14 protein-coding genes and 1 riboswitch are annotated in these 24674 nt (G+C 74.0%); of the genes, 7 read left to right on the top strand and 7 right to left on the bottom strand.

The annotated features are described in order from the left end of the window. Window positions 1–455: 455 nt before the first annotated feature. On the bottom strand, window positions 456–1022 hold the full coding sequence (locus tag N4G70_RS17460) for a MarR family winged helix-turn-helix transcriptional regulator (RefSeq protein ID WP_261713561.1): 567 nt from the start codon (window positions 1020–1022) through the stop codon (window positions 456–458). 182 nt (window positions 1023–1204) lie between these two features. On the opposite strand from N4G70_RS17460, the gene N4G70_RS17455 reads away from it, so the two are divergent. Next, window positions 1205–2485, top strand: coding sequence for an MFS transporter (locus tag N4G70_RS17455; protein WP_261713577.1), 1281 nt, complete (start codon window positions 1205–1207; stop codon window positions 2483–2485). Between the two features lie 9 nt (window positions 2486–2494). Here the strand turns inward: N4G70_RS17455 and N4G70_RS17450 are convergent, their stop codons facing one another. Both N4G70_RS17450 and N4G70_RS17445 read right to left on the bottom strand, forming a co-directional pair. After that, complete coding sequence (locus N4G70_RS17450; RefSeq protein WP_261713560.1) at window positions 2495–4129, bottom strand: ATP-binding SpoIIE family protein phosphatase; 1635 nt, start codon at window positions 4127–4129, stop codon at window positions 2495–2497. A 136-nt stretch (window positions 4130–4265) separates the two neighbouring features. Beyond that, window positions 4266–5624 (bottom strand): NAD(P)/FAD-dependent oxidoreductase, encoded by a 1359-nt coding sequence (locus tag N4G70_RS17445; RefSeq protein WP_261713559.1) that lies wholly within the window; start codon window positions 5622–5624, stop codon window positions 4266–4268. A 350-nt stretch (window positions 5625–5974) separates the two neighbouring features. Between N4G70_RS17445 and N4G70_RS17440 the strand changes: the two genes are divergently transcribed. Further along, window positions 5975–6802, top strand: a complete 828-nt coding sequence (locus N4G70_RS17440; RefSeq protein WP_261713558.1) for a TetR/AcrR family transcriptional regulator — start codon at window positions 5975–5977, stop codon at window positions 6800–6802. A gap of 210 nt (window positions 6803–7012) precedes the next feature. Next, window positions 7013–9061, top strand: coding sequence for a sigma-70 family RNA polymerase sigma factor (locus tag N4G70_RS17435; RefSeq protein WP_261713557.1), 2049 nt, complete (start codon window positions 7013–7015; stop codon window positions 9059–9061). Between the two features lie 104 nt (window positions 9062–9165). Here N4G70_RS17435 and N4G70_RS17430 read toward each other — a convergent pair whose 3' ends face one another. Both N4G70_RS17430 and N4G70_RS17425 read right to left on the bottom strand, forming a co-directional pair. Continuing rightward, complete coding sequence (locus tag N4G70_RS17430) at window positions 9166–12420, bottom strand: BTAD domain-containing putative transcriptional regulator (RefSeq protein ID WP_261713556.1); 3255 nt, start codon at window positions 12418–12420, stop codon at window positions 9166–9168. 523 nt (window positions 12421–12943) lie between these two features. Beyond that, window positions 12944–15067, bottom strand: a complete 2124-nt coding sequence (locus N4G70_RS17425) for an asparagine synthase-related protein (protein WP_261713555.1) — start codon at window positions 15065–15067, stop codon at window positions 12944–12946. Window positions 15068–15859: 792 nt separating this feature from the next. Between N4G70_RS17425 and N4G70_RS17420 the strand changes: the two genes are divergently transcribed. The 4 genes from N4G70_RS17420 (at window position 15860) to N4G70_RS17405 (ending at window position 21581) form a co-directional block, all read left to right on the top strand. Beyond that, window positions 15860–17275, top strand: coding sequence for an MFS transporter (locus N4G70_RS17420; RefSeq protein WP_261713554.1), 1416 nt, complete (start codon window positions 15860–15862; stop codon window positions 17273–17275). A 109-nt stretch (window positions 17276–17384) separates the two neighbouring features. After that, window positions 17385–18584, top strand: coding sequence for an L-2-hydroxyglutarate oxidase (gene lhgO, locus N4G70_RS17415; protein WP_261713553.1), 1200 nt, complete (start codon window positions 17385–17387; stop codon window positions 18582–18584). Between the two features lie 762 nt (window positions 18585–19346). Next, entirely contained in the window at window positions 19347–20093 is a 747-nt protein-coding gene (trmB, locus tag N4G70_RS17410; RefSeq protein ID WP_261713576.1) for a tRNA (guanosine(46)-N7)-methyltransferase TrmB, read from the top strand. Window positions 20094–20189: 96 nt separating this feature from the next. Next, window positions 20190–21581: a PrsW family intramembrane metalloprotease gene (locus tag N4G70_RS17405; protein WP_388727080.1), complete on the top strand. Its 1392-nt coding sequence runs from the start codon at window positions 20190–20192 to the stop codon at window positions 21579–21581. A 258-nt stretch (window positions 21582–21839) separates the two neighbouring features. Here the strand turns inward: N4G70_RS17405 and N4G70_RS17400 are convergent, their stop codons facing one another. Then, window positions 21840–22943, bottom strand: coding sequence for a M23 family metallopeptidase (locus N4G70_RS17400; RefSeq protein ID WP_261713552.1), 1104 nt, complete (start codon window positions 22941–22943; stop codon window positions 21840–21842). A 79-nt stretch (window positions 22944–23022) separates the two neighbouring features. Continuing rightward, window positions 23023–23152: riboswitch (cyclic di-AMP (ydaO/yuaA leader) on the bottom strand. Between the two features lie 287 nt (window positions 23153–23439). After that, window positions 23440–24561 (bottom strand): PP2C family protein-serine/threonine phosphatase, encoded by a 1122-nt coding sequence (locus tag N4G70_RS17395; protein ID WP_261713551.1) that lies wholly within the window; start codon window positions 24559–24561, stop codon window positions 23440–23442. Window positions 24562–24674 lie beyond the last annotated feature (113 nt).

The raw sequence follows: 24674 nt of genomic DNA, 5'->3' as shown, positions 1-24674 counted from the left end.
CCCGACTCTATCAGACGCTTTCGTGTCCGATTTCCTCGGCGCCTTTCCGGTTCTCCCTCGCGGGTTTCCCTTTCCGGCGGTTCCGACTCTATCAGATCCTTTCGGGCCTGATTCCCGGTCTCCCGGGGCCAAGTCGGTTTGTCTTCACGGCTGTTGGGCCGTTGGGACTCCCGAACCCTAGCGGATTTTCTCGGCAACCCGTAATCGGGGTCACCGGGCCCGATCGAAATGAATTCGGCATGCCGAAAACAATCCCGGTCGGGAGATCGTGCTGAGTTGGGTGGCCGCAGAGTCTGCGGCGGACGGTCGTTGCAGAACCGTATCGGCTCCGCGACAACTCGAAGAACCTTACGGATCGGGGCGGGCTGTGTCAACCCCGGGCCACGCGGTCCTGTCCAGTGGTTTTTCTGTCCACCGGTTTTCTCGGCGCGCGTCCTCCGTCGGGTCCGGTGCCGTCAGTCGAGGTCGGTGAGGCGGCCGCCCGCGTCCGGCTGGGCGTGCTCCACCCTGCGCAGCAGACGGATCAGCATCTCGCCGAGGACGCCCCGCTCCTGGGGGGAGAGGTCCTGGAGGAGGTCCTCCTCGAAGTCGCTGGCCATGCGCATGGCCTCCAGCCACTTCGTACGGCCCTCGTCGGTCAGCTCGACGATGACGCGGACGCGGTTGTTCTCGTCGCGGTCGCGCGTCACCAGGCCTTCGCCGGCCATGCGGTCGATGCGGTGGGTCATGGCGGCGGGTGTGAGGCCGAGGCGCTTGGCGAGTTCGCCGGGGCCGAGCCGGTAGGGCTCGCCCGCGAGCAGCAGGGTCTTGAGGACCTCCCACTCGGCGTTGCTGATGCCGAGCGCGGCGACCTGCCGGCCGTACGCCACGTTCATCCGGCGGTTCAGGCGGCCGAGGGCCGACACCACCTTCTCCACCTGGGGGTCGAGGTCGCGGTACTCCCGCTGGTACGCGGCGATCTGCTCGTCGAGGGTCGGCTCCTGGGGGCCGTCGGACTCGGTGGGCTCGGTGGTCTCAGCCATGTCGCGAGTATGGCACGCGGGTCGTTGGCGTCTAAGTCCTTGAGTGTGTATTGTTAAGAATCTAATTTTAGCGTTGAAGTCTTCAGATCTGAGCCCTACACGTTCGAGCCCTTCGCTCACGTCCCAGGGCGTCGGGTTCTCCAAGCTTCCAGACCCCCAAGGTGGTGAGTGTGACCAAGGCGATGGGTGCAGCGATGCGCCGGATCCAGGCAGGCAACGCGCTGAGCGCGTTTGGACTCGGGTTCACCGTTCCGTACCTCTATGTCTATGTGGCCCAGGTGCGAGACCTGGGTGCGACCACGGCCGGTGTCGTGCTCGCCGTCTTCGCGATGGCCGCGCTCGTGGTGCTGCCGTTCACCGGTCGTGTCATCGACCGGCGCGGGCCGCTTCCGGTCCTGGTGGGCGCCGCGGTGCTGGCCTCCGTCGGCGCGCTGAGCATGGGCTTCGCCTCCAGCGTGCCCGCCGCCGTGGCCTCGGCCGCGCTGCTCGGCGCCGGGACCGCCGTGATGCAGCCGGCGCTCGCGACGATGATCGTCTGGTGTTCCGGGCCCGCGACCCGCACCCGCGCCTTCGCCCTCCAGTTCTTCCTGCAGAACCTCGGCCTCGGCATCGGCGGGCTCATCGGCGGTCAGCTCGTCGACCTGAGCCGCCCTTCCAGCTTCACGCTTCTCTTCTCCATCGAAGCGGTGATGTTCCTGGTGCTCGCGGGCGTCGCGGGTTCCGCGAAGATGCCGCGCTCGATGGTCCTGTCGGACGCGCGTCCCACGGGTGAGCGGAGCGCGGGCGGCGGCATGCGGGGGATCCTCGGGCACCGCGCGATGGTGCAGCTCTGCGTGCTCGGATTCGTGGTCTTCTTCGCCTGCTACGGGCAGTTCGAGTCCGGTCTCGCGGCGTACGGCACCGAGGCCGCCGGGATCCAGCCCTCGACGCTGGGGATCGCGCTGGCCGCCAACACGGCCGTCATCGTGGCCGCGCAGTTCCTGGTGCTCAAGTTCGTGGAGCGCCGCCGTCGCAGCCGTGTCATCGCGGCCGTCGGTCTGATCTGGGCGTTCGCGTGGATCGTCGCCGGGTACGCCGGGCTCGGGCACGGCAGCCAGGCCATGGCGACCGCCGCCTTCGTGTCGACGTACGCGCTGTTCGGGCTCGGCGAGGCCATGCTGTCGCCGACCGTGGCTCCGCTGGTCGCCGATCTCGCCCCCGAGTCGATGGTCGGCCAGTACAACTCGGCGTTCGCGCTGGTCAAGCAGCTCGCGCTGGCGGTCGGGCCGGCCGTCGGCGGGCCCATGGGGGCCGCGCTGCACGGCCCGTACATCGTGACGTTCGTGCTGTTCTCGCTCGGGATCACCGGGCTCGCGCTGCGGCTCGGCAAGGGGCTGACGCCCGCGCAGGACCAGCCGGTGCTCGCGGCCGGCTCGCGGGTGGTCGCGGTGCACAAGCCCGAGCCGACGCCCGCCAACGCGTAGGGCACGCGCCTAGTCGGGCAGCGCGAACTCGCACCACACCGCTTTGCCGCCGCCCGGTGTGCGGCGCGAACCCCAGGACGAGGCGATCGTCGCGACGATCGAGATGCCTCGTCCTGCTTCGTCTCCGGGGTCGGCGCGGCGGCGGCGCGGCAGATGGTCGTCGCCGTCCGTCACCTCGATGATCAGCCGGCGGTCGGTGCGGCGCAGTCTCAGACGCATCGGCGGGGTGCCGTGCTGGAGCGAGTTGGCGACCAGCTCGCTCACGGCCAGGACGCCCAGGTCGCGCAGCTCCACCGGGAAGCGCCAGGAGGACAGGACCCCGGAGGCGAACGCCCGGGCGCGGGGCGCGGCTTCGATGCCGCCCAGCAGATCGAGGGCGGCGTTGTGGAACAGCTCCGCGGCGTGGCCCGTGCGGGCGGGGTGCTGGCAGACCAGGACCGCGACGTCGTCGTCGTGTTCGGCGGTGACTCCGAGGGCGCGCAGCAGCCGGTCGCACACCACCTGCGGGGTGCCGACCGCGCCGGACAGGGCGCGCTCCAGGGCGGCCACGCCCTCGTCGATGTCCTCCCTGCGGCGCTCGACCAGGCCGTCCGTGTACAGGACGGCGGTGGCGCCGGGGGGCAGGGCGATCGAGCCGGAGGTGTGCAGCCAGCCGCCGGTGCCGAGCGGGGGGCCCGTCGGGTCCTCGGCGCGGTGGACGGTGCCGTCCTCGTGGCGTACGAGCACGGGCAGGTGGCCCGCCGACGCGTACACCAGGCGGCCCTCGTTGGGGTCGTGCACGGCGTAGACGCAGGTGGCGATCTGGCTGGCGTCGATCTCGGCGGCCAGCCCGTCCAGGAGCTGGAGCACCTCGTGCGGGGGCAGGTCCAGGCGCGCGTACGCCCTTACCGCGGTGCGGAGTTGACCCATGACGGCGGCCGCGCGGACGCCCCGGCCCATCACGTCGCCGATGACCAGCGCGGTGCGTCCGGCGCCGAGGGTGATCACGTCGTACCAGTCGCCGCCGACCGCCGCGTCGGTGCCGCCGGGCTGGTAGGTGGCGGCCACCCGCAGGTCGTCGGGCTGTTCCAGTTCCTGGGGGAGCAGGGAGCGCTGGAGGGTGACGGCGGTCTCGCGGTGCCGGCGCTCGCTGGTGCGCAGCCGCTCGGCGGCCTCGGCGTGGTCGGTGACGTCGACCGCGTAGACGAGCACACCGCCCTCGGCGTGGCCGGGGACGGTCACCGGGGTGCACGTCACCGTGAACGAACCCCCGCTCCGGGTCTTGCGGGACTTGACCGTGCGGGACGTTCCGCTGCGGAGCACCTGGTCCATCAGCGGGAGCAGCCCGAGCTCGTCGAGTTCGGGCAGCGCCTTGGCGGCGGGGGCGCCGAGAGCGCGGGCGCCGAAGGCCGCGGCGTAGGCGTCGTTGACGTACGCGACGCGGTGTTCGGGGCCGTGCAGGAGCGCGACCAGGGCGGGGAGCTGGCCCAGGACGTCGCGCACCGAGAGGTCGTCGAGGACCGGGGGCTCGGCCGCGTCGTCGGTCCAGGGCTCCGGACGCGATCCGGATTCGCCGCGGGCCGCGGGCACGGAGCCGCGGTCGGTCCGTGCTGCGGCGCGGCGCTGCGTACCGGGGAGCCGGGCGCTCCAACGCGTGAAGTTCACGGTGTTCCAAGCCTCGTGTGTTGCTGCGGGTGCTGTGCTGCCGGTGCTGGTGCGGTGCTGGGCCGCTGGATCACTCTGTGCAGGTGTGGGTCCACCTATGGTCACACGCCCAGTGTGACGGACCGCACTGACAGCGTCAGTTGTCGTGGGGGGCGGGGCCCTTGGCGGGCGGCCCGCCGCCCGCGGCGATCTCGAACTCGGCGCGCGGATGTTCCAGCGAGCCGAGCGAGACGATCTCGCGTTTGAACAGTCCGGCCAGGGTCCATTCGGCGAGCACCCGGGCCTTGCGGTTGAAGGTCGGCACGCGGCTCAGATGGTAGGCGCGGTGCATGAACCAGGCCGGGTAGCCCTTGAGTTTGCGGCCGTAGACGTGGGCGACGCCCTTGTGCAGTCCGAGGGAGGCGACCGAGCCGGCGTACGTGTGCCGGTACTCCGCCGGTTCTCCGCCCCGTACGGCGGCGGCGACGTTCTCGGCGAGGACCTTGGCCTGGCGCACGGCGTGCTGCGCGTTGGGCGCGCACTCCTTGCCCTTCTCCGGCGAGGTCAGGTCGGGGACGGCGGCCGCGTCGCCGGCCGCCCACGCGTGCTCGGTGCCGGCCACGCGGAGCTGGGCGGTGCACTCGATGCGGCCGCGCGCGGTCAGGGGCAGGTCGGTGGCGGCGAGGATCGGCGCGGGCTTGACGCCGGCGGTCCACACGACGGTACGGGTGGGGAAGCGGGCGCCGTCGCTGAGGACGGCGACCCGGTTCTCGCAGCTCTCCAGGCGCGTCTCCAGGCGTACGTCGATGTTGCGGGAGCGCAGCTCGCGGATCGCGTACCGGCCCATCTCCTCGCCGACCTCGGGCAGGATGCGGTCGCTCGCCTCGACGAGGATCCACTTCAGGTCCTCGGGACGGATGTTGTGGTAGTAGCGGGCGGTGTAGCGCGCCATGTCCTCCAGCTCCGCGAGCGCCTCGACGCCCGCGTAGCCACCGCCGACGACGACGAAGGTGAGGGCGGCGTCGCGGACCGCCGGGTCGCGTGTCGAGGAGGCGATGTCCATCTGCTCGATGACGTGGTTGCGCAGGCCGATGGCCTCCTCGACGGTCTTGAAGCCGATCGCGTGGTCGGCGAGGCCGGGCACCGGCAGGGTGCGCGAGACCGATCCGGGCGCGAGGACGAGTTCGTCGTACGTCAGGCGGATGGCGCCGGTGCCGTCCTCGGGCGAGGCGAGCGTGGTGACGGTGGCGGTGCGGGTCGCGTGGTCGATGCGGTCGGCCTCGCCGATGACGATCCGGCACTTGTCCAGGACGCGGCGCAGCGGCACCACGACATGGCGCGGCGAGATGTTCCCGGCCGCCGCTTCGGGCAGAAAGGGCTGGTACGTCATATACGGGTCCGGCGCCACCACGGTGATCTCCGCCGTACCACCGCGCAGCTCGGCCTTGAGCTTCCGTTGCAGGCGCAGCGCCGTGTACATCCCGACGTATCCGCCGCCGACCACGAGAATGCGCACAGGTTCTGTCACCTCCCCATGACGCAACGGGCCTCGGGCTTTGTCCACAGGCTCGACAAATTGTGTGACTGGAGGGAGCCGACGCCACGGGCGGCGCCCCTTTCCTGCCGTGCGGCGATTTCCGCAGGTCAAGGGGTGAGTGACACGTGATCGGACAGGTCCGATTCAGTTGGGTTTCGGTCGGGTTTCGGTCCTTGGTCCGATCGAGGGGCACGCCGTGCGGAAGAACCTCTTCTGAATTGAGCCGGGCTCAACTATGTTCGTATCCCGTCGGGGTGTCGGATCAGGGACCGGTCCCCGGCTGTCAGGGCGGGGAGTCTCCGGGGGGAGACGTCATAACCGGGGGATAAATGCACATTCAGGACTCTCATTGGCAGACCGCCGTCGCGGCGTCGTCCGACGGCCATGGCCGCGTGGGCACGGCTCCGGGCGCGGGCGGACCGCGTTCCGCGCCGCTGCGGGTGGACGCCCAGCGCAACCTCGAACACGTACTGCGCGCGGCGCGCGAGGTGTTCGGCGAGCTCGGTTACGGGGCGCCGATGGAGGACGTGGCGCGCCGGGCCCGGGTCGGGGTGGGCACCGTCTACCGGCGCTTCCCCAGCAAGGACGTGCTGGTGCGCCGGATAGCCGAGGAGGAGACCTCCCGGCTGACCGACCAGGCGCGCACGGCGCTCGGCCAGGAGGATGAGCCCTGGTCCGCCCTCTCCCGCTTCCTGCGCACCTCGGTGGCGTCGGGCGCCGGCCGGCTGCTTCCGCCGCAGGTGCTGCGGGTCGGCGTGGACGGCGAGGAGTCCGAGGGCGTACGGCCCGAGGCGGCGCGGGGCGAGTCCCCGCGGCCCGACGGCGCCCGGGACGGGTTCGACGAGGCGCGGGTGCCGCAGCAGCGCCAGGTCGGCTCGGCCGAGCAGGGTTCGGCGTGGGGCCGGGTCATCGAGCAGCGGAGCGCGCCGGAGCAGGAGCTGGACGACGCGGGAGCGGCCGAGCTGCTCGACGTGGTGGGGCAGTTGGTGGACCGGGCGCGTGCCGCGGGCGAGCTGCGCGGTGATGTGACCGTCGCCGATGTGCTCCTGGTGATAGCCACGGCGGCGCCGTCGCTGCCCGACGCCAACCAGCAGGCGGCGGCCTCGTCACGACTGCTCGACATCCTCCTGGAAGGACTGCGCTCGCGCCCGTCCTGACCCTCAACGCCCGCAGAGAACAAGCGAGTTGAGCCCCGGGCCGGTCCCTCCTCAGCCGTCGAGCCTTCCCCGAAAGAGTGACGGCTAGTGCTCGGGTGCGGTAAGTCTCCCCGGATGAGTGGTTGCCGGGCCTGAGGCTCGGCTCCGCTTGCGCTCTGTGGCACGCTTGCCCGGTGGTCGGGTCTGAGCGTGCTTACGGGAGCTTCCGCTATGGGCGTTGAAGAGCGGGACGAGTCGCTCTCCGGCGGCGGTGGACCGGAATCGGGCGGCTCCGGCGGGGGGTCCTTGCCGCGGCAGGTGCCGAGTCAGGGCGGGTTCACGCCGGGCACTCCGGCCGGCCCGGCGCCGGTTCCGGGACAGGCCGCCAAGGGTTCCGGTTACGAGCATGCGGGTGATTCCGGGCCCGCGGACGACGCCGGTCTCGGCGGGACCGTACTGCCCGGGCCCTGGGGTCCCATGGACGGCATCGGCGACCCCGGCGCGAGCGTTCCCACCCAGCGCGAGGGCGGCCTGCGCGACGGCATGACGCTCGAGCTGCCCGAGGTGGGCCAGTCCGACGCCGACCTCATCCACGCGATGCGGACCGGCGACGACAGCGCGTACGAGGAACTGTTCCGCCGCCACTCCGAGGCGGTCCGGCGCTACGCCCGCACCTGCTGCCGGGACGCGCACACCGCCGACGACCTGACGGCGGAGGTCTTCGCGCGCACGCTCCAGGCGGTGCGCGGCGGGGCCGGGCCCGAACACGCCGTGCGCGCCTATCTGATGACCACCGTGCGCCGTGTCGCGGCCACCTGGACGCGGACCGCCAAGCGGGAGCAGTTGGTCGACGACTTCGCGGTCTTCGCCCAGCAGTCCGCGCGCTCCACGGAGGCCTTCGACGACGACACCATCGACCTGGGCGCCGAGGTGCGGGCCATGCACGAGGCCGAGCAGACGCTCGCCATGCAGGCGTTCCGCTCGCTTCCCGAGCGCTGGCAGGCGGTGCTGTGGCACACCACCGTCGAGGAGGAGTCGCCCAGCGAGATCGCGCCGCTGTTCGGGCTGACCGCCAACGCCACGGCGGTGCTGGCGAGCCGGGCCCGCGAGGGGCTCAAGCAGGCCTACCTCCAGGCCCATGTGTCCAGCGCGCTGACCTCCGGCGGGGACTGCGCCCGCTACGCCGACCGGCTCGGGGCGTACGCGCGCGGAGGGCTGCGGATGCGGGCCGAGCGCGGGCTCAGCAAGCACCTGGAGGAGTGCGCGAAGTGCCGGGTCGCGGTCATCGAGCTCAAGGACGTCAACGCCGGGATTCCCGCGCTGCTTCCGGTCGCGGTCATCGGCTGGTTCGCCGCCGGGTTCTCGCTCAAGGCGGCCGGAGTGGTGGCGGGTGGCGCCGCCGGAGCGGCGGGCGCTGGCGCCGCGGCCGCCGCCACGGGCAGCGGCACGTCCGGCGGGGCGGCGGGGGGTGCCGCCGTCTCGGAAGGGCTCGGCGCTCCGGCCAAGGCGGGCATCGCGGCGGCCGTCGCCGTCGCCGTCGCGGCGGGGATCGTGTTCGCGCTGACCGGCAACGACGCTCCGGCGACCAAGCCCGACGCGAAGCCGCCCGCGGTCGTGCCCGCCGTTCCGCGCAAGCCCCCGCCCGCCCCCGAGCCGCCCGCCGCCCACGCGCCCGCGCCCGCGCCGCCGCCTCGCCCCGCACCCAAGAAGCCGGCCGCGCGTCCCCTTCCGCCGACGCCGCCCACGCCCACGCCCACGCGTCCCGCGCCCACCCCGCCCCGGCCGACGCCCCCGAGGCCGACCCCGCCCAGGCCCACGCCTCCCCCGCCGCCACCGCCGCCCGCGCCGAGCGTGTTCCAGGTGAACCGCCTGGAATACGGCCTGCTCGGCGACGGCACCAAGCCCGAAGTCCGGCTCGGCGGCTCCAGTTGGCTGTGGCAGCGCTCCGGCATGAGCATCGACGGCCACCGCTATCCGCACGGGGTGACCGTGCACGGCCGGTCCTCGGTGACCATCGACCTCAACCGCCGGTGCCGTACGTACGACGCGTACGCGGGTGTGGACGATCTGATGGCGGGGCTCGGGGCGGTGCGGTTCTCGCTGTACGGGGACGGGACCAGGCTCTGGCAGTCGCCGGTGGTGCGCGGCGGGGATCCGGCGGTGCCGGTGCACGCCGACATCTCGGGCCGCAGGACGATCCGGCTGGTCGTCGAACCGGCGGGCCCGTTCGGCGGGGCGGCGCTCGCGGACTGGGCGCAGTCGCGGATCGGTTGCGGCTAGCGGTACGCCGCCGGGGACGCCGGGCCGGGCTGGGTTGACCTGGCCTGGGCTGGACTGAGCGGGCGTCGCGTCCTTGGGGCGCCCCTGGTGCGCACGCCCGTCCGTCAGGCGTCCGGCGCCGGGTCCGCCTCTGCCCGCGCCCCGGTCCGCGCCTCGGCCGCCCCCTCGCACCCCGTGACCTCGTCCAGGATCGGCGGGATCTCGGCCGGGGCCAGGTGTGCTCCGGCGGCGTATTCGGCCTCGTACCGCTCGGGGGTGAGCGCCTCGCGTGCCCGCAGCCGGATGGACTCCTCGATCGCCCGCTCCGGCACGGAGCGCGGGATGTCGGAGCGCCAGGCACTCGCGGCGGCCAGGATCCGCAGCGCGCGACCGTGCTCGCCGAGATCGCCCAGGAACTGGGCGGACCGCTCGGCGAGATGAGCCAGGACGTGCTCGGTGCACCGGCCGCCGGCCGCCGTGCGCAGCGCGTTCGCCATGCCCCGCAGCCCCGGCAGGGTGCCCGATTCGATGGCGGTGGTCCGGGCGTCCAGGGCATCGAGCAGTGCCACGAAGTGCGGGGGCGCGCCCGGTGGCCCGGTGGCGGCGAACTCCAGGGCCTGGTCGCGCAGGGCCAGAGCGGCGACGGTGTCGCCCCGGTCGAGGGCGATGGTGGCGAGCAGCGAGTGGACGTACGGCAGGGCCTCGGACACCCGGTAGCGGGCCGCGTCCGCCGCGGCTTCGGTCAGCGACTTCTCGGCGGCGTCCAAGTCGCCCTGGCGGTAGGCGAGTTCACCGACGCGGGCGGTGAGGAACGGCGTCTCCTGGTGGGCGCCGACCTCGCGGGCCAGTTGCAGCGCCTCCTCGTAGGCGGGGCGGGCCACTTCGGACAGGCCGCGTGTCATCGCGGCTTCGGCCGCCGCGCCGGCGACCTGGGCGCGCATCCAGCGGTCCCCCACGCGGCGGCCCAGCTCGCGCAGTTCGGCGAGGTCCTCGTCGACGCCCTCCATGCCGCCGGGCATGTCGATGGCCATGTGGGTACGGAACATCAGGCTCACCGCGGTGGCCCAGTCGTCGCCGTGGCGGCGGCAGTTGTCGACGACGGCGTCGATCGACTCGCGCACCATGCCCGGCGGGTCGGTGTGGAAGGTCGCGAACGGCCACAGCAGCCCCGGGAAGCGGGCCGCCTGGGGGCCGCCCCCCTCGAAGGCCTTGCGGAGTTCGGCCAGCCGGGCCGGGACGGTGCTGTCGTCTTCGAGCCCGTGGCCGCGTTCGACGTCGGAGAGCAGGAAGTAGCGGAGCAGGTCGAGGTGGAGCCTCGGCCAGTACCGCGGGTCGGACTCGTCGTCGGGGAGCGGCGTGAGCTCGGCGGCGGCCCGGCCCCAGTCGGCGCCCTCGGTGCGGTAGTTGCGCAGCCACCAGAACCAGCCCATGTTCAGGACGAGTTCGGTGGCGGCCTCCTCGTCGGCGGTGGGCCCGGTCGTGGTGCGGCGCAGCACGGCCCGGATGTTGTCGAGTTCGGTCTCCAGACGGCGGATCCAGGGGAGTTGCTCGTGGGAGCGGATGAGGGGTTCCGCCTCGGCGACCAGCGCGCGGTAGTACGCGGTGTGGGCGTCGGCCGCCTCGCGCAGCAGCCCGGGCGTTTCGGCGGCCCGCTCGGTGGCGTACTCGTGGATGGTCTCCAGCATGCGGTAGCGCATGCCGCTGCCGTCGGGTGCGGGGACCGCGATGACCAGGGACTTCTCGACGAGGGCAGCGAGATCGTCGGTGGTTTTGCACACCGCCTGGGCGGCGGCGAGGTCCCAGCCGCCGGCGAAGACGGAGGCGCGGCGCAGCACGGTCCGTTCGGATTCCTCCAGCAGGTCCCAGGACCAGTCGACGACGGCCCGCAGGGTCTGCTGCCGGGGCAGTACGGTGCGGCTGCCGCTGGTCAGCAGGCGGAAGCGGTCGTCGAGGCGGTCGGCGATCTGGCGCGGGGTGAGCAACCGCAGCCGGGCCGCGGCCAGTTCGATCGCGAGCGGGAGCCCGTCCAGGCGGCGGCAGATCTCGGCCACGTCCTCGGCGCCGGCTCCGGGGTCGAAGTCGGGGCGTACGGCGCGGGCGCGCTCGGCGAACAGGCGGTGGGCCGGGACCGGCGGCAGCGGTTCGACCGGGCGGACCGCCTCGCCGGGCACGCCGAGCGGCTCCCGGCTGGTGGCGAGGATGCGCAGGCGGGGGCAGCGGGTCAGGAGCGTCTCGGCGAGGCGCGCAGCGGCGTCGATGACGTGCTCGCAGTTGTCAAGGACGAGCAGGGTGTCGGGGCGGCGGGAGAGATCGTCGGCGAGGCGGGTGGTGGGGTCGTCGTGGCCGGGCTGGCCCTCGCGCGCCAGCAGCGTCGTCTCGCGCAGGCCGAGCGCGGAGACCACGGCGCCGGGGACGGCACCGGGGTCGTCCAGCGGGGCGAGCTCGACGAGCCAGGCGTCGACGGACGCCGCCGAGGCGGCCTGTTCCGCGAGGCGGGTCTTGCCGGTGCCGCCGGGGCCGGTGAGCGTGACGAGCCGTGATGCCGCCAAGTCGCCCTGGATGGAGGCCAGTTCGGGCTCACGACCGACGAAGGAGGTCAGCCGGGGCCGGAGGTTGCCCTCGGGACGGCGCGGCGGTGGCGCGGCGGGCCGCTCGGGGGCGGGAGCGCCTGCCAGCAACTCGGCGTGCAGGGCGACGAGTTCGGGCCCCGGGTCGGTGCCGAGCGCGTCGGCCAGGGTGCGGCGCGTCGTCTCGTAGGCGGCCAGCGCGTCGGCCCTGCGGCCCTCGGCGATCAGGGTGCGGATCATCTGGGCGTGCAGCGTCTCGTCGTACGGGTACGAGGCGAGCAGCTCCGTCAGCTCGGGGAGCAACCCGTCGGTGGCGCCGCGCCGCAGGTCCGCCTCGATGCGGTTGCGCCGGGCGCTCAGGCGCTGGGCCTCGGCGCGGACGGCGCCGTCGCGTTCGGGGAGGTCGGACAGGGCGGGTCCGCGCCACAGCGCGAGGGCGGCGCGCAGGGTGGTGGCGGCGTGTTCGGGCTCGCCCGCGGCGAGTTGGGCCGCGCCCCGCGCGGCACCCTCCTCGAAGGCGAACAGGTCGACGGCCTGGCGCGGAACGGTCAGCCGGTATCCGGCCGGGCCGGACTCCACGGCCTCCCTGCCCAGCGCCCGGCGCACTCGGCCCACCAGGGCCTGGAGGGCGGCCGGGGCGTCCTGGGGCGGATCGCCCGCCCAGACGTCGTCGATGAGGGTGGCCACGGGGACGGCACGGGGAACCCGCAGCGCGAGCGCGGTCACCAGGGCGCGCACCCGGCGACCGCCCAGGGGTATGGGTGTGCCATCGGGCTCGTGCGCCTCGGTGGCGCCCAGGATCAGGTACCGCACGGGTTCATTATGCGGGGGTGGGGTGAGGGGGCGGCCCTTCGGGCGGGGCCCCTCGGCCGGTGGGGCGTCGCCTTTCGGCCGGTCGGCGAAGAGCGGCCCCCCGCGGCGTCGGGGCGCGCGGCCGGGTTCTGTGCGGCGGCAAGGATGACGGCGGCCGGCTCGGCAGCGTGACCGGGCCCGCAGCGGGGACCCGGCGCGGGCCCGCAGCGGCGGAGGCCGGACACCACGGGCCCCGGCCCGCCCCTCAAGACCTCGCGGTCGGGCGACGCGGCGCGGTCCGGCCACACCCCGAAGTCGGACGGACACCGCAACCCCGCCCCGCCCCACCCCGCCCACTCAGGACCTCAGGCTCGGGCAGCGCGACCCCGCCCCGCCCGCTCAGGACCTCAAGGTCGGGCGGCGCGGCCGGACACCGCGGGCCCCGCCCCACCCCGCCCACTCAGGACCTCAAGCTCGGGCAGCGCGGCCCCGCCCCGCCCGCTCAGGACCTCAAGGTCGGGCGGCGCGGCCCCGCCCCGCCCGCTCAGGACCTCAAGGTCGGGCGGCGCGGCGGGACCACCCCGCCCGCCACCGCGCGTTGGCGTGGTGCGGCCGTGCCGGTCCAGCAGGTGCCTCTGCGGGAGAGCAGGCGGCGCAGCCACAGTTCGGTGGAGATCAGGTCGGCCAGGCCGTCCAGCGGGAGCGGCTCGCCCGCCGCCGCCGCGCGGACCGCCTTGCGCACCGTTCGCGCCTCTATGAGGCCCGCGTCCGCGAGCAGCGGGGCCTCGAAGAGGGAGATCAGCGGGTCCACGGACTGGCGCAGACCGGCCCGGGCGGTCGCCGTGGGGCCGGGCGAGGGGGCGCCCCAGCCGGGGGGCAGGTCACGGACCCCGGACGCCGACAGGACCGTACGCAGGATGGTGGCCCGGGCGCCGGGCTGGACCCGCAGGGATTCGGGCAGGGCGCGGCAGGCCCGGACGACCTGGTTGTCCAGGAACGGGGCGTGCAGGCGCTGGCTGCGTACCTCCGCGGCCTGTTCCAGGATGCGGTGGTCGGCCGCGTACCGGGCCAGCGCGGCCGATGCGCGGGCCTGGCCGGGGCGCTGCGAGGGGGCCGGGCGGGTCGCCGAGGCCATCAGGCGGACCGAGACCTCGGCGAGCGCCTCCCCGGTCAGCCAGCGGGCGGCCGGCCCCGGCCGGGTCCACGACAGGGCGGCCAGGGAGATGGACAGCGGGCTCGTCGCGTCGTCGAAACGGGGCTCGCGCAGGGCGTCCGCCGCCGACTCGATGCCGGTGCGGTAGGGGGTGCGGGCGAGGCGGCGGGCCGCGCGGTAGACGGTGAGCGGGACGAACAGGGAGTTCGCCGAGGGGCCTCCGGCCTTCGCCAGAGCGGTCGCGGGGCGGAGCAGATGGCGTCGCTGACGGTCCATCAGGAGGTCGGCCAGGCGCGCCGGATGGGCGTCCAGGACCTGGCGGGCGCCGCTTCCGGTGAAGTGGTCGGCGCTGCCCGAGAGCAGGCGCCGGCGGTGGCGGGGGGCGGCGATCAGGGACGGTCCCGGCTCGTCGGTGAGGGGGCCCTCCAGGTCGGCGTAGGGCAGGGACTCCTCGCCGCCGGTCACCACGACGTGGTGCAGGCGCGGGTTGGCGGCCATCGCGCCGGCCCGCTCCAGCTCGGCCTGGCGTCCCGCGCCGGGGACGGTGAGGTCGTTGAAGGTGACGGCGAGCAGCCGCTCGCCCGCGCCGGTGCCGTGGCCGAGCACGGTGCCGGGCACGCCCGGAAGACCGGCCGCGAGCAGGGCCAGGGTGGCGGAGGCCGGGCCCCCGGAGAGGTCGGCCCCTATGCCGGGCGCCGGGCCCCCGCGGGCCGCGCGCCGCTCGGCGGGGCCCATGCCGGGGACCGGGCCGGGGTCGGGCGGCAGGGTCTCGGGGGCGTGCCGGGGGGCGGTGAGGCGGGCCCGTACCGCGGCCACCAGGGCGTCGCGGACGCCCTCCACCGCGGCCACGGGCGCCAGTTGGGGCGCGGCCACCGCGAGCGAGGCGACCGGCTCGTACCCGGTGATCTCGCGCGAGCCCTCGCGCAGGACCAGCGCATGGCCGGGCGGGATGCGCCGTACGCCCGCGTAGGGCGTGGAGTCGCCGAGCGCCTCGGGTACGTCGGGGCAGGCGAGGAGGGCGGCGAGGTGGCCGATGTCGAGCTGGGCCTCGATGAGGTCGGCCAGCGGAAGTGCCGCCGTGCCGTAGGCCGTTCCGCCCGCCCAGGGGGTGTAGAAGACGGGGCGCGCGCCGGCCAGGTCGCCGACGACCGTCACCCGGCGGGCGACCTGGGCGACGGCCGTGTAGCTGCCGGGCCAGGCGGTGAGGTGGCGCAGTGCGCCCCCGCGCGCGGCGAAGAGGCCGACGCGCAGCTCCTCGTCGGTGGCGGCGCAGCAGCCCAGTACGGCGAGGCGGGTGTCGGCCCCGACGCTGACGATGCGGATCTCGTCGGGCCGCCAGTCGCCCACCGCCCACAGCGGATCCGGGTCGCCCCACAGGAGTTGGGCCCCCACGGGGTGGACGGTGCGGCCCTCGTCGGGCTCACCGACGGCGCCCGCCGTGCCGTACCCGCCGGGCCCGTGGGCGCCCGCGCGGAAGCTTGCGGCGACGCTGCTCCACCCCACCAACCATCGCATCGCGCCTCCACAGGCTGTGGACAACTCGTGGACAACCCCGGCCCGGCCTGGATATGACGCACCGTCAGAACATGCCGTGACGGCATCCCGTCAGTACGCTCCGTACGGCCCGAAGGTGGCCGGGCCCCCATGCTGCCACGACAACGGCCCCCCGGAGGGGCTGCGGGAAGCGGGCGCACCCAGTGAATTCGGCCCGGGCGATGGCCGATTGGCGACGTTCTAGGGACGTACGGGACGGGTCGCACGAGACCCTTGACCCACTCCGGAACCTTCGGCCGAGGGGCGATATCCGGCCATTCTCCGTCGGTCGAGCCGTCGTCACACCCGCCTCAGGAGGCCCTCAACACACAGTCCGGGAGGCGCTGTTCGCCTCCCGGACCGGTCCGCCGCCCGCGGGGATTGAGGCGGCGGTGTCCCCCAGCCCGCCGCGTCCACGCAGCGGGCCGACCCACGCACCACACATGGAAGCGCTCCCCTGGGGGACCGGCGAGAGCGCACGGCCGGGCGCACGGCCACACGTCGGGAGCGCGGCTGCGACCGGTCCCGCCGCCCCCCGGCGCAACGGCTCCGCGGCCGGGCCGCGCCCCCCGGTGTCCGCAACCGGCCGTACGGAAAACAATCTCGCCATACGGAAGACCGCCTCTTAACGGTCGGGATGCGGCGAACTACGCTGTGTTTACTGCTGTTCCTCACGGCTGGCATATTCCCGAGGGCTCGGCCACGTGCTTGTGCGGCCGACGAATCGGACACCAGGCCGCTCGGGGGAACGCCGTCTGTGTCGAGGGGTGGCGCATGTCCAGGGAGCAACGCGGGCCGAACGAGAAGCTCGGCACCGTTCTCGCCCTCGCGGGAATCAGCAATGCCGGTCTGGCGCGACGGGTCAACGACCTCGGCGCGCAAAGAGGCCTGACCCTTCGCTACGACAAGACCTCCGTGGCGCGGTGGGTCTCCAAGGGCATGGTGCCGCAGGGCGCCGCGCCCCATCTCATAGCGGCGGCGATCGGCGCCAAGCTCGGCCGGCCCGTGCCCCTGCACGAAATCGGCCTCGCGGACGCCGACCCGGCCCCCGAGGTCGGGCTCGCCTTCCCGCGCGACGTGTCGGAGGCGGTGCGCTCGGCGACCGATCTGTACCGGCTGGATCTGGCCGGGCGGCGGGCCGGCGGCGGCATCTGGCAGTCCCTGGCGGGCTCCTTCGCGGTCAGCGCGTACGCGACGCCCGCCTCCCGCTGGCTCATCACGCCCGCCGACTCCTCGGTGGCCCGCAGCATCGAACTGACCGACCTGCCGCCGCTGAAGGTCGGCCACAGCGATGTCGCCAAACTGCGCGAGGCGGCCGAGGACGCCCGTCGCTGGGACTCCAAGTACGGCGGCGGCGACTGGCGTTCGTCGATGGTCCCCGAGTGCTTACGGGTCGACGCGGCCCCGCTGCTGCTCGGCTCCTACAGCGACGAGGTGGGCCGCGCCCTGTTCGGCGCGACCGCGGAGCTGACCCGGCTCGCCGGCTGGATGGCCTTCGACACCGGCCAGCAGGAGGCCGCCCAGCGCTACTACATCCAGGCCCTGCGGCTCGCGCGCGCCGCGGCCGACGTGCCGCTCGGCGGTTACGTCCTGGCCTCGATGTCGCTCCAGGCCACCTACCGGGGCTTCGCCGACGAGGGCGTCGACCTCGCGCAGGCCGCCGTCGAGCGCAACCGCGGGCTCGCCACCGCCCGCACCATGTCGTTCTTCCGCCTCGTGGAGGCGCGCGCCCACGCCAAGGCGGGCGACGGGCACCCCGCCGAAGCCGCCCTGAAGGCCGCCGAGGCCTGGCTGGAGCGCTCCCGCGACGGCGACTGCGACCCCTCCTGGCTCGGCTTCTACTCCTACGACCGCTTCGCGGCGGACGCGGCCGAGTGCTACCGCGACCTGAAGGCGCCCCGGCAGGTGCGCCGCTTCACCGAGCAGGCCCTGTCGCGGCCCACCGAGGAGTTCGTCCGCTCGCACGGGCTGCGTCTGGTGGTGAGCGCGGTGGCCGAGCTGGAGTCGGGCAACCTGGACGCGGCGTGCGCGGCCGGCACCCGGGCCGTCGAGGTCGCGGGCCGGATCTCCTCGGCCCGCACCACCGAGTACGTACGCGATCTGCTGCACCGCCTGGAGCCCTACGGGGACGAGCCGCGCGTCGCCGAGCTGCGTGAACGTGCGAGGCCGCTTCTGGTGACCCCAGCGTAACGGTCTCCACCGGACGTTTACCGGGACTGTCAGTGGGTCAGTGCAGTATGGGGTGAGGGGGTCCGGGGCCGTCCTCCGGCAAGACGCGACCGGGGTGGGAGGTGCCTGGGTGACGACGTACGACTGCGATGTGCTGGTGGTCGGCGGCGGGATCGTGGGCCTGTCGACGGCGTACGCGCTGACGCGGGCGGCACCCGGGACACGCGTGATCGTCCTGGAGAAGGAGAACGGCCCCGCCCGGCACCAGACCGGGCGCAACAGCGGGGTCATCCACAGCGGCATCTACTACAAGCCCGGCTCCCTGAAGGCCCGCTTCGCGGTGCGCGGGGCGGCCGAGATGGTCGAGTTCTGCGCGCGGCACGGCATCCCGCACGAGGTCACCGGCAAGCTGATCGTGGCCACCGAGCGCGACGAGCTGCCCCGGCTGCACGCCCTGGTCCAGCGCGGCCGCGAGAACGGCATCCCGGTGCGCGAGCTCGGCCCCGCGCAGATAGCGGCGTACGAGCCGGAGGTGCGCGGGCTCGCGGCGATCCACGTCGGCACGACGGGGGTGTGCGACTACGGGGCGGTGGCGGCACGCCTCGCCGAGCTGTCCGGCGCGCGGGTGCGCTACGGCGCGGAGGTCGTCCGCATCGACCGGCGGCCCTCCCTCGGCGTCGCCGTCCGCACGACCGACGGTACGGTGCTGCGCGCCCGGGCCCTGGTCAACTGCGCCGGCCTGCACTGCGACCGGGTGGCGCGGCTCGCGGGCGACGACCCCGGGGTGCGGATCGTGCCGTTCCGCGGCGAGTACTACGAGCTGGCCCGGCCCGGCCTGGTCAAGGGCCTGGTCTACCCCGTGCCCGACCCCGCGTTCCCCTTCCTCGGCGTCCATCTCACCCGGGGCATCGACGGCACGGTGCACGTCGGCCCCAACGCGGTGCCGGCGGGGGCCCGCGAGGGGTATGACTGGCGCACGGTACGGCCGCGCGAGCTGGCCGGCACCCTGGCCTGGCCCGGCTCCTGGCACATAGCCCGGCGCCACTGGCGCTACGGCGCGGGCGAGCTGCACCGCTCCTGGTCGAAGCGGGCCTTCGCGGAGGCGGTCCGCCGCCTGCTCCCCTCGGTACGCGAGGCGGACCTCCGCCCTTCCCCGGCGGGGGTCCGCGCCCAGGCGGTCCTGCGCGACGGCACCCTCGTGGACGACTTCCTCATCCGCTCGGCCCCGCGGACGATCCACGTCCTGAACGCGCCGAGCCCTGCGGCGACGGCGTCCCTGCCGATCGGAAGAGAGGTAGCCAGAAGGGCCCTGGCGGCCCTGCCCGACTGACCCCGCCCCCTGGGGGTTTTCCCACCCACCCGCCCGTGCGGCGGGACTGGAGGGTTCCGGCCCCCCTGGGGCTCCGCCCCAGACCCCGGGCGCCTTTGCCCACCCACCCGCCCGTAAGCGCAGGGTTGGAGGGTTCCGGCCCCCCTGGGGCTCCGCCCCAGACCCCGTTCGCGCCTGAACGGCGCTCGTCCTCAAACGCCGGACGGGCTGAGGTTGCCCGATGCGGACCAGCACCGAGCAGCCAAGGGGCGCGAGGAACTGCGCGACCAGCCACCCGCGGCCCGCAGTCCGAACGGCCCTCAGGGGCGCGGGGAACTGCGCGAGAAGCGACCACGACCCGCAGGATCGAGAGGGCTCAGGGGGCGCGAGGAACTGCGCGAGAAGCGAGCACGGTCCGCGGGTGGAGGCGGTTTCCGGGGCGCGGGGAACTGCGCAAGACGCGATCACGGTCCGCAGGATCGAGAGGATTAGGGGCGCGAGGAACTGCGCGAAAAGCGACCACGACCCGCAGGATCGAGAGGGTCTAGGGGCGCGAGGAACTGCGCAAGAAGCGACCACGACCCGCAGGGCCGAGAGGGTTAGGGGGGCGCGGGGAACAGCGCGAGACACCGGCACCGTCCGCGGCGGCGGGGTCGGGGGCCGGCCCCCGGGGAAGGAGCGGGCCGCACCCGCACCCCGCCGCACTCCACCCCGTAGAATCACGGCATTGTGTCTGAGCAGCCCCGAACCCCCCACCCCCCCGCCCCGCGGAGCGACAACGTCCTGCCCCGGGACAAGGCGCCCCGCTTCCCCGGCGGCCCCGCCGCCGACCCAGCCGGCTCGCACCACGAGCGCCGCATCCGCAGCTTCCAGCCCCGCCGAAGCCGCGTCACCACCGGCCAGGGCGAGTACCTGGAGCGCCTGTGGCCGGTGTGGGGCTTCGACATCGACGGGCTGCGCAAGATCGACCTGGCCGAGATGTTCGAGGGGCTGCCCGTCGTCCTGGAGATCGGCTTCGGCATGGGCGAGGCCACCGCGCAGATGGCCGCCGACGACCCCGGTACCGGAATCCTCGCCGTCGACGTCCACACCCCCGGCCAGGGCAATCTGCTCGGGCTCGCCGAACGCGGCGGCCTGAACAACGTCCGTGTGGCCAACGGCGACGCAATCATCCTGCTGCGCGAAATGCTGGAGCCGGACGCCCTGGACGGCCTGCGCGTGTACTTCCCGGACCCGTGGCCCAAGAAGCGGCACCACAAACGCCGCCTGATCCAGCCCGAGTTCCTCTCCCTCGCCGCGACCCGTATGAAGCCCGGCGCCGTCCTGCACTGCGCGACGGACTGGGAGGACTACGCCGAGCAGATGCTGGAAGTCCTCGACGCGCACCCCGGCTTCGAGAACACCGTGGACGGCGGCGGCTACGCCCCCCGCCCCGCGTTCCGGCCGCTGACCCGGTTCGAGGGCCAGGGCCTCGACAAGGGCCATGTCGTCCACGACCTGCTGTTCCGACGCGTCGGGCACAGCGGCTGACGCGAGCAGCGCCGGTAGCGCGAGTGGGAGCAGTGCGCAGGGTCGAAGGGCCGGGCACCGTCGCGCATTGTCAGTGACCCTCGTTAGGGTCGTCGGGTGTCCTTCGAGTCGCTTCCGCATCGCCCGCACCCCGGGCAGGCGCCCCACCCGGCCGGGTCGGCCCTTCCGGCCCAGCCGGTTCCGGCGTGCGTGGACGAGCCCCGCTTCGACGCGGTCCCCCCGGACCGTACGAAGTGGCGCTACCGGCCGCGTCGCGACTTCTGGCGTTCCCGGGCGGTCCGCGCGGGCGCGCTGATCACCCTGCTCGCCCTGTGCGGCCTGGTCATCTTCGCGCTCGTACGGGACGAGACGGGCACCGAGGGGTTCCTGGTCGGGCTCGGCCTCGCGGTCCTTCCGGTGCCGCTGCTCGGCGCCGCGTTCCGCTGGCTGGACCGGGTGGACCCGGGCCCCTGGCGCAACCTCTTCTTTGCCCTGGCCTGGGGCGCCTGCGCCGCCGCGCTGGTGGCGATCATCGCCAACTCGTTCGCGACGCGGTGGATAGCCACCGCCACCGCCGACCCCTCCTCGGCCGACCATCTGGGCGCCAGTGTCATAGCGCCGATAGTCGAGGAGAGCGCGAAGGCGGCGGCCGTCCTGCTCCTTTTCCTGTTCCGCAGACGCGACTTCAAGGGTCTCGTCGACGGCGTCGTCTTCGCCGGCTTCACCGCGACCGGCTTCGCCTTCACCGAGAACATCCTGTACCTGGGCAACGCGTTCGGCGAGGACCAGGCCAGCCACCACGGCGGCCTCGCCTCGACCACCGCCGCGACCTTCTTCGTACGGGTCGTCATGTCGCCGTTCGCCCACCCGCTGTTCACGGTGATGACGGGCATCGGGTTCGGCGCGGCCGCGCTCGCACAGCCCGGCAGGCGGCTGCGCCGGGTGATGTTCCCGCTGCTCGGCCTGGTGTGCGCGATGGGCATGCACGCCCTGTGGAACAGCTCGACGCTGTTCGGGGCGTACGGCTTCCTCATCGTGTACGGGGGGTTCATGGTGCCGGCGTTCGGGCTGGTCACCTGGCTCGCGATCTGGAGCCGCCAGCGGGAGCTGCGCACGATCGCCGCCGAGCTGCCCGCGTACGCCGCGGCCGGCTGGCTGGGCCCCGTCGAGCCGCTCGCGCTGTCCTCGATGCGGGCCCGCGCCACGGCACGCGACTTCGCGCAGCACCGGTTCGGGGGCAAGCCGGCGGCGCGGGCGGTCGCCGAGTACGAGGCGTTCGCGACCGCGCTCGCCTTCCTGCGCCACCGGGCGTACCGCAGCGCGGGAGCGACCGGGCCCGGTCCCGACTTCGCGGCGCGCGAGCAGGAGCTGCTCCACCATCTGTGGGAGCGCAAGCCGGTCGCAGGGCCGGCGCTGCTGTACGCGGCGGGGGCCACGGGCCGCATCTGGATCCCCCCGCACCCGGCCCCACCGCACCCCTACACCCAGTACAACCCCTACCTGAACTAGCCGGCCCCCCCCCCGGGGCTAGGTGCCCTGCGCCGGCCCGCACCGAGTAACTAGGGGCGCGGGGAACTGCGCGAGAAGCGACCACGGCCCGCAGCCGAAAGCGGGTTTCAGGGGCGCGGGGAACTGCGCGACCAGCCACCCACGGCGCGCAGGCCGAAAGCGGGTTTCAGCAGGGGCGCGGGGAACTGCGCAAAAGGGCATCGGCCGCACGCCACAAGGGAGTTCAGGCCGCGGGGAACCCGATGTCAGGGGGCGGGGTCAGGGCGTGAGGCCCTTGGACTGGAGCCAGGCCATGGGGTCGATGCCCGGACCGGACGGCGTGTGCACCTCCAGGTGCAAGTGCGGCCCCGTGACGTTCCCCGTCGCCCCCACCCGCCCGATGACGTCCCCCGTCGCCACCCGCTGCCCCGCACTGACCGCGATCGACGACTGATGGCAGTACCAGAGCTCACTGCCGTCGTCGAGCTTGACGACCGTCCGGTACCCGTACGCCCCCGCCCACCCCGCCGACACGATCGTGCCGGAGTGGACCGCCTTGAGGGGCGTCCCCGTGGGCGCCGCGAAGTCGAGGCCGGTGTGGTGGCCGGAGGACCACATCGAGCCGGCCTCGCCGAACGTCGAGGTGAGCGTGTACGAGCCGACCGGCAGCGAGTAGCTCGCGGCCAGCTTCGCCAGCCGCTCCTCCTCCGCCTTCTTCGCCGCCGCTTCCTCCGCCGCCTTCTTCTCCGCGGCGGCCTTCGCCTTCGCCGCTTCCTGCTGGGCCGCCGCCTCCTGCGCCGCCTTCTCCGCCGCGGCCTTCTGCGCGGCCGCCTTCGCCTCGGCGGCGGCACCGGCCTTCTGCTGTTCGGCCTGCTGGAGGATGCGGGCGCGCAGCGCCTCGCCCGCGTCGGTGGCGCCCTGCTCGGCTTCGCCGGTGGACAGGCCCGTCATGGTCAGCGGCGCCGCGGCGATCTTCTGGTCGGCCTGGTCGGCGGTGGACTTGGGGCTCGGGGCGTCGTGCGAGACCAGCTCACCGACGCCGGGCAGCGACCCGAGGTCGGGCAGGCTCGCGCTGATGGAGTCGGGCAGCGATATGGAGACCGGCGGCTTGCTCTGCGCGGTGGCCATCCCGCCCGCGCCGACCGCCGCGATGACACCGACGCCGAGAACGGTGGAGCTCCGGGCGAGCCCGCCACCGCGCTGCTTGACCACCCGGTGCCGGCCACGGACCGGGCGTACGGACTCCTCGGTCGGGTCCCACTCCTCCCAGGTCTCCGTCGCGCCGGGCGCGTCGCCGTACACCGGCTGGGGTCTCGCCGGGTCGAGCGTCGCGGAGGGGAACGGGGGGAGGGGGGTGTCGAGGGCAGGCTCGTTGGAGGCCACGAGGGCGCGCTCCTTTCCTTCCTTGTCGCCTACCGGTTGGCGGTGGGGTCCACCCGGGCCGTCAAGTCCTCGGGTGGGGCCCCCTGGCCCTTGAGGCCTCGGGGGAGTTCGGAGCAGGAAGGACTCCTACGAGCGCCCATGACGGACGTCCGATTCACCCCAAGTTGGTGGTTCCCCGGTTCCCTGGCGGGATTCGGCGCAGGCGCGCGGTGCCACCGTGGCGGCGGCTGGGACGGCCGCGCTGCGTTATCGAACGTTAATAGACACCGGGGCCGGATTCCAAGCCGTTCCCACTGATCGTTAACGGTTCTGGCCTGGACTTAGTGCCCATTGCCGGGGCAATTCGGGCGAGTTGATGACTTCCCGGAGTCACCCTTGCCACCGCCGCATTCTGACGGTGTGTCAATTGTTATGCGCAGGGACACCTTTCGGGCACGCATCGTGACGCCTCGCCTCCCACACCGCGACACCCCGCGCGCCGCCGCATCGGACTCCCCTACTTCACGATCGGCACCGTGCGCCGCCGCTCCGGCTGCCCCTCGGCCGGGCGGGCCACCGCGAGCAGCGCCATGTCGTCGCTGGAGCCGCCTCCCGTATAGCGGCGTACGTCGTCGACGAGCGCGTCCAGGACCTCGTCCGGGCCCGGGAAGATCGCACCGCTCAGCCGGACGCCGGGCTGATAGAAGACGCCCGCCGCGTCACGCGCCTCGGACAGGCCGTCGGTGTAGAGCAGCAGCGTCGAGCCGGCCGGGAAGGGCCGCACGTCCGCGCGGTCCGGCCACACCCCGAGGTCGGACATGCCGAGCGGCAGCGCGGGCTCGCTCGGCACCAGGGCGTCGAGCGAGCCGTCCGCGTGCAGCAGGAAGGGCTCGGGATGGCCCCGGTTCACCAGGCGTACGGTGCTCTCGCCGCGCGGGATCTCGGCGAGCAGCGCCGTGGTGAACCCCTCGACCGCGTCGAGCCGGTCGCGCCGGGTCCCCTCGCGGGCCAGCGCCCTCTCCAGCCGCTGGGTCACCGCCTCCAGGGACGACTCCTGCTCGGCGGCCTCCCGGAACGCGCCGATCACCACGGCGACGGCCTCCACCGCCTGGAGCCCCTTGCCGCGTACGTCACCCACGATGAGCCGGACCCCGTACGGGGTGTCCTGCACGGCGAAGAGGTCCCCGCCGATGAAGGCGTCCGCCTGCGCCGCCTCGTACCGCGCGGCGACATGCAGTCCGCCGATGCGGGAGGCGGGGGTGGGCAGTACGGCGCGTTGCGCGGTCTCGGCGATGACGCGGGCGGAGGCGAGCTGTTCGCCACTGCGGCGCAGGATGCGGTTGATGACCAGGGCCAGGGCGCTCACCGTGAGCACGGTGAACAGCTCGCTGGCGCCTTCGCCGAGGTTGGGGAGGTCGTGTATGAACCAGAGCGCCACGACCGCGGCCAGCGAACCCGCCCCGACGGCCGCGGTGCCGCGGTCCGAGTAGAACGGGGCCGCGGCCACCGGCGCGCCCGCGAACAAGGCGGCGGCCGTCAGGTCGGGCGGGGTGGAGGCGTCGAAGACGAAGCCGACCACGATGAGAAGTACGGGTAGCGCCCGTACCAGGCGCCTGTCGCCCTCTGCTCGCTGCCGCACCCGTCCAGCCTGCCGCCTTTCGACCTCTGCGGCTACTCGACGCACCCATGCGGGTCGGCGGCGGAGGATCACGCTCCGGGAGGCGGCGTCAGTGGCGTCGGCATCGGTGCGGG

The sequence above is a fragment of the Streptomyces sp. ASQP_92 genome (assembly GCF_025399895.1).
Taxonomy (GTDB): domain Bacteria; phylum Actinomycetota; class Actinomycetes; order Streptomycetales; family Streptomycetaceae; genus Streptomyces.
The sequence above is the reverse complement of the archived record's forward strand: the minus strand, read 5'-3'. Positions and strand labels throughout refer to the sequence as shown.